The organism is Kribbella pratensis (genome assembly GCF_004365355.1).
Taxonomy (GTDB): Bacteria; Actinomycetota; Actinomycetes; order Propionibacteriales; family Kribbellaceae; genus Kribbella.
On record NZ_SODP01000006.1, the window covers coordinates 1 to 5,736 of the forward strand.

The 5,736-nt window shown below is 56.1% G+C and carries 3 rRNA genes; all 3 read right to left on the reverse strand.

Features of this window, described 5'->3' with window-relative positions:
• Nucleotides 1-52: 52 nt before the first annotated feature.
• The 3 genes from rrf to EV653_RS40890 all read right to left on the reverse strand — a co-directional run bounded on the left by rrf (nt 53) and on the right by EV653_RS40890 (nt 5,468).
• Nucleotides 53-170: ribosomal RNA gene (gene rrf / locus EV653_RS40880) — 5S ribosomal RNA — on the reverse strand.
• A gap of 160 nt (nt 171-330) precedes the next feature.
• A 23S ribosomal RNA gene (locus tag EV653_RS40885) occupies nt 331-3,457 on the reverse strand.
• A gap of 486 nt (nt 3,458-3,943) precedes the next feature.
• A 16S ribosomal RNA gene (locus EV653_RS40890) occupies nt 3,944-5,468 on the reverse strand.
• The 16S, 23S and 5S rRNA genes sit together here, the layout of an rRNA operon.
• Nucleotides 5,469-5,736 lie beyond the last annotated feature (268 nt).

Genomic DNA, 5,736 nt, shown 5'->3' on the forward strand with positions numbered 1-5,736 from the left:
CATGGAAATGTTAAGGGCCACCCCGGGTGGGGTGGCCCTTAACAGTGTGAATGTCCGGCGGCGTCCTACTCTCCCACGACCTCCCGGTCGCAGTACCATCGGCGCTGGCGGGCTTAACTTCCAGGTTCGGAATGGAGACTGGGTGTTTCCCCGACGCTATGGCCACCGAAACAATATGAGAACACTATCAACCAACCAAGACCACAAACCCTTTCTCAGGGTTCGATAGCTGGGGTGACCGTATTCCGGGAACCGTACAGTGAACGCGAACATCAGTTACATAACGCAGCTTATTGTCTGTCCGACAACCCGCCCTAAGGGGGTTGTGTGTGTGACAAGCCCTCGGCCTATTAGTACCAGTCAGCTCCACACCTTGCGGCGCTTCCACTTCTGGCCTATCAACCCAGTGGTCTACTGGGGGCCTTACCCGGTTAACCCGGTGGGAGACCTCATCTTGAAGCGTGCTTCCCGCTTAGATGCTTTCAGCGGTTATCACTCCCGAACGTAGCCAACCAGCCGTGCTCCTGGCGGAACAACTGGCACACCAGAGGTTCGTCCACCCCGGTCCTCTCGTACTAGGGGCAGCCCTTCTCAAGTCTCCTGCGCGCGCAGCGGATAGGGACCGAACTGTCTCACGACGTTCTAAACCCAGCTCGCGTGCCGCTTTAATGGGCGAACAGCCCAACCCTTGGGACCTACTCCAGCCCCAGGATGCGACGAGCCGACATCGAGGTGCCAAACCATCCCGTCGATATGGACTCTTGGGGAAGATCAGCCTGTTATCCCCGGGGTACCTTTTATCCGTTGAGCGACGGTGCTCCCACATGCCACCGCCGGATCACTAGTTCCGACTTTCGTCCCTGCTCGACATGTCTGTCTCACAGTCAAGCTCCCTTGTGCACTTACACTCGACACCTGATTGCCAACCAGGCTGAGGGAACCTTTGAGCGCCTCCGTTACCTTTTAGGAGGCGACCGCCCCAGTCAAACTACCCACCAGGCACTGTCCCTGATCCGGATAACGGACCAAAGTTAGACAGCCAGAACAATCAGAGTGGTATTTCAACGATGACTCCACCCGAACTGGCGTCCGAGCTTCACAGTCTCCCACCTATCCTACACAAATTGTACCGACCACCAATACCAAGTTGTAGTAAAGGTCCCGGGGTCTTTCCGTCCTGCTGCGCGTAACGAGCATCTTTACTCGTAATGCAATTTCGCCGAGTCCACGGTTGAGACAGCGCCCAAGTCGTTACGCCATTCGTGCAGGTCGGAACTTACCCGACAAGGAATTTCGCTACCTTAGGATGGTTATAGTTACCACCGCCGTTTACTGGCGCTTAAGTTCAAAGCTTCGCCGGCCCTAAAGCCAGCTAACCTGTCCCCTTAACGTTCCAGCACCGGGCAGGCGTCAGTCCGTATACATCGAATTACTTCTTCGCACGGACCTGTGTTTTTAGTAAACAGTCGCTTGGGCCTGGTCTCTGCGACCATCACCGCTTCCACCAGCAAGTGGTGTCACGGATCCGGTCCCCCTTCTCCCGAAGTTACGGGGGCATTTTGCCGAGTTCCTTAACCATGGTTCACTCGATCGCCTTGGTATTCTCTACCTGATCACCTGTGTCGGTTTGGGGTACGGGCGGCTCTAACACTCACTGCGAAGTTTTTCTCGGCAGCATGGGATCATCCACTTCCCCTGAACGGGTCCGCCTCGGCTCTCAGGCTCAATGAGACACGGATTTGCCTATGCCTCGCCCTACCACCTTGCCCGCGGATCAGCTTGCGCCTACCATCGCCGCGGTTGGACTACCCTCCTGCGTCACTCCTCAATGCACCTACTACCACCTCGGGTCACCAGCTCCACTCATCAACCCGAAGGTCTCAAAGCTTCATTGGCTTAGCATCAGCAGGTTCGGTCGGGTCGTGTTAATGCCGGTACGGGAATATCAACCCGTTGTCCATCGACTACGCCTGTCGGCCTCGCCTTAGGTCCCGACTTACCCAGGGCAGATTAGCTTGACCCTGGAACCCTTGATCATCCGGCGGACGGGTTTCTCACCCGTCATTCGCTACTCATGCCTGCATTCTCACTCGTGCAGCATCCACAACTCCATCACTAGGCTGCTTCACACGCTGCACGACGCTCCCCTACCCACCCACACACCTGGATGACGAACAAGTCGTCACCGGGTACTTGTGTGAGTGCCACAGCTTCGGCGGATTGCTTGAGCCCCGCTACATTGTCGGCGCGGAATCACTTGACCAGTGAGCTATTACGCACTCTTTCAAGGGTGGCTGCTTCTAAGCCAACCTCCTGGTTGTCTGGGCAACTCCACATCCTTTTCCACTTAGCAATCGCTTAGGGGCCTTAGCTGGTGATCTGGGCTGTTTCCCTCTCGACTACGGAGCTTATCCCCCGCAGTCTCACTGCCGCGCTCTCACTTACCGGCATTCGGAGTTTGGCTGATTTCGGTAAGCCGGTAAGCCCCCTAGACCATCCAGTGCTCTACCTCCGGTAAGAAACACACGACGCTGCACCTATATGCATTTCGGGGAGAACCAGCTATCACGGAGTTTGATTGGCCTTTCACCCCTATCCACAGGTCATCCCCCAGGTTTTCAACCCTGGTGGGTTCGGTCCTCCACGCGGTCTTACCCACGCTTCAACCTGCCCATGGATAGATCACTCCGCTTCGGGTCTAGAGCATGCGACTAAAACGCCCTATTCAGACTCGCTTTCGCTACGGCTACCCCACACGGGTTAACCTCGCCACACACCACTAACTCGCAGGCTCATTCTTCAAAAGGCACGCCGTCACACCCCACAAGGAGATGCTCCGACGGATTGTAGGCAACCGGTTTCAGGTACTATTTCACTCCCCTCCCGGGGTACTTTTCATCTTTCCCTCACGGTACTAGTCCGCTATCGGTCACCAAGAAGTATTTAGGCTTAGCGGGTGGTCCCGCCAGATTCACACGAGATTTCAAGAGTCCCGTGCTACTTGGGAAAACACTCAAGAGTCACTGTCTTACGCCTACAGGGCTATAACCCACTACGGCTCAACATTCCAGAAGATTCGACTTCAACAGTGATTGATAACTCTTTAGTCTCACGGCATTAAGACTCGAATGCTCCCACGACCCCACATGCGCAACGCACGCCGGCTATCACACGCACATGGTTTAGCCTCATCCGCTTTCGCTCGCCACTACTCACGGAATCACTTTTGTTTTCTCTTCCTGCGGGTACTGAGATGTTTCACTTCCCCGCGTTCCCTCCAGAACCCTATGTGTTCAGGCACTGGTAACTGGCTTTAGAATGCCAGCTGGGTTTCCCCATTCGGACACCCCCGGATCACAGCTCGGTTGCCAACTCCCCGGGGCTTATCGCAGGCTCCAACGTCCTTCATCGGCTCTTGGTACCAAGACATCCACCGATTGCCCTTAGTAGCTTGTCACAAAACAAACGTACAAAAAGCAAAATTACGCTACAAAGAGATGCTCGCGTCCACTATACAGTTCTCAAAATACGGGCAGGAAAACCAGCCCCGAACCACCACCCACCACCAGACCCGCCTCGACAGGGAAACAACACACCCATCAAAACGAACCCACCAGCAGTTTGGTGAGAGCCGGCCCCAGCCACCACACCAACCAGTTTCACCCGGTCGATCCGTGACCCAGAAGAAACAGTCCCAGAACTCTTACAAGTCCAGGGCCCGATTCCTCAGGACCCAACAGCGCGCCTCGGCCACTCACTCATCCACCACCCGCGTTCCACGCGCTCCCTCGAAAGGAAGACACAGTACTAACCTCGTGCAGAAGAGCTCCTGGCCTAATGGTCAATGTTCCACAGTCCGAAGCACCATCGCCCTGGAACATTCGCCCAGGAAACGATGAATGGGCAGGCACTCTCTCGAGTAACCCACCGAAGTGCTCCTTAGAAAGGAGGTGATCCAGCCGCACCTTCCGGTACGGCTACCTTGTTACGACTTCGTCCTAATCGCCAGCCCCACCTTCGACGGCTCCCTCCACAAGGGTTAGGCCACCGGCTTCGGGTGTTGCCGACTTTCATGACGTGACGGGCGGTGTGTACAAGGCCCGGGAACGTATTCACCGCAGCGTTGCTGATCTGCGATTACTAGCGACTCCGACTTCATGGGGTCGAGTTGCAGACCCCAATCCGAACTGAGACCGGCTTTTTGGGATTCGCTCCACCTTACAGTTTCGCAGCCCTTTGTACCGGCCATTGTAGCATGCGTGAAGCCCTGGACATAAGGGGCATGATGACTTGACGTCATCCCCACCTTCCTCCGAGTTGACCCCGGCAGTCTCCTATGAGTCCCCACCATCCCGAAGGACGTGCTGGCAACATAGGACGAGGGTTGCGCTCGTTGCGGGACTTAACCCAACATCTCACGACACGAGCTGACGACAGCCATGCACCACCTGTATAGGACCCTTACGGACCCCGCATCTCTGCGAGATTTCCCTATATGTCAAACCCAGGTAAGGTTCTTCGCGTTGCATCGAATTAATCCGCATGCTCCGCCGCTTGTGCGGGCCCCCGTCAATTCCTTTGAGTTTTAGCCTTGCGGCCGTACTCCCCAGGCGGGGCGCTTAATGCGTTAGCTGCGGCACGGAGGACGTGGAATGTCCCCCACACCTAGCGCCCAACGTTTACGGCGTGGACTACCAGGGTATCTAATCCTGTTCGCTACCCACGCTTTCGCTCCTCAGCGTCAGGTAAGGCCCAGAGAGCCGCCTTCGCCACCGGTGTTCTTCCTGATATCTGCGCATTCCACCGCTACACCAGGAGTTCCGCTCTCCCCTGCCTACCTCTAGTCTGCCCGTATCGGAAGCAGGCTCGGGGTTAAGCCCCGAGTTTTCACTCCCGACGTGACGAACCGCCTACGAGCCCTTTACGCCCAATAATTCCGGACAACGCTCGGACCCTACGTATTACCGCGGCTGCTGGCACGTAGTTGGCCGGTCCTTCTTCTGCAGGTACCGTCACTCTCGCTTCGTCCCTGCTGAAAGAGGTTTACAACCCGAAGGCCGTCATCCCTCACGCGGCGTTGCTGCGTCAGACTTTCGTCCATTGCGCAATATTCCCCACTGCTGCCTCCCGTAGGAGTCTGGGCCGTGTCTCAGTCCCAGTGTGGCCGGTCGCCCTCTCAGGCCGGCTACCCGTCGACGCCTTGGTAGGCCATTACCCCACCAACAAGCTGATAGGCCGCGAGCCCATCCCCAACCGCCAGAACTTTCAACCACACCCCAGGAGAAGTATGGTGTTATCCGGTATTAGACCCCGTTTCCGAGGCTTATCCCAAAGTTGAGGGTAGGTTGCTCACGTGTTACTCACCCGTTCGCCGCTCGTGTACCCCCGAAGGGGCCTTACCGCTCGACTTGCATGTGTTAAGCACGCCGCCAGCGTTCGTCCTGAGCCAGGATCAAACTCTCCGTTGAAATCTATATGTCAACCACAACCCCAAAAGGCGTGGAAAACAGACTACATCGAGCGATCCTTTGAATCAGAAACAAAACCAATAACTGGCTTGTCATCCGTAAAAATTTCAAAGGAATCCGAACACAGACAACAAACAACCACCCACCAAAAACCTTCCAAGAAGGCCCCTGGCAGACAATCATCCGAAGCCCATGCACGGGGATAATGCATCTTTCGGCATTGACTTTCGGCACGCTGTTGAGTTCTCAAGAATCGGACGCACACCGC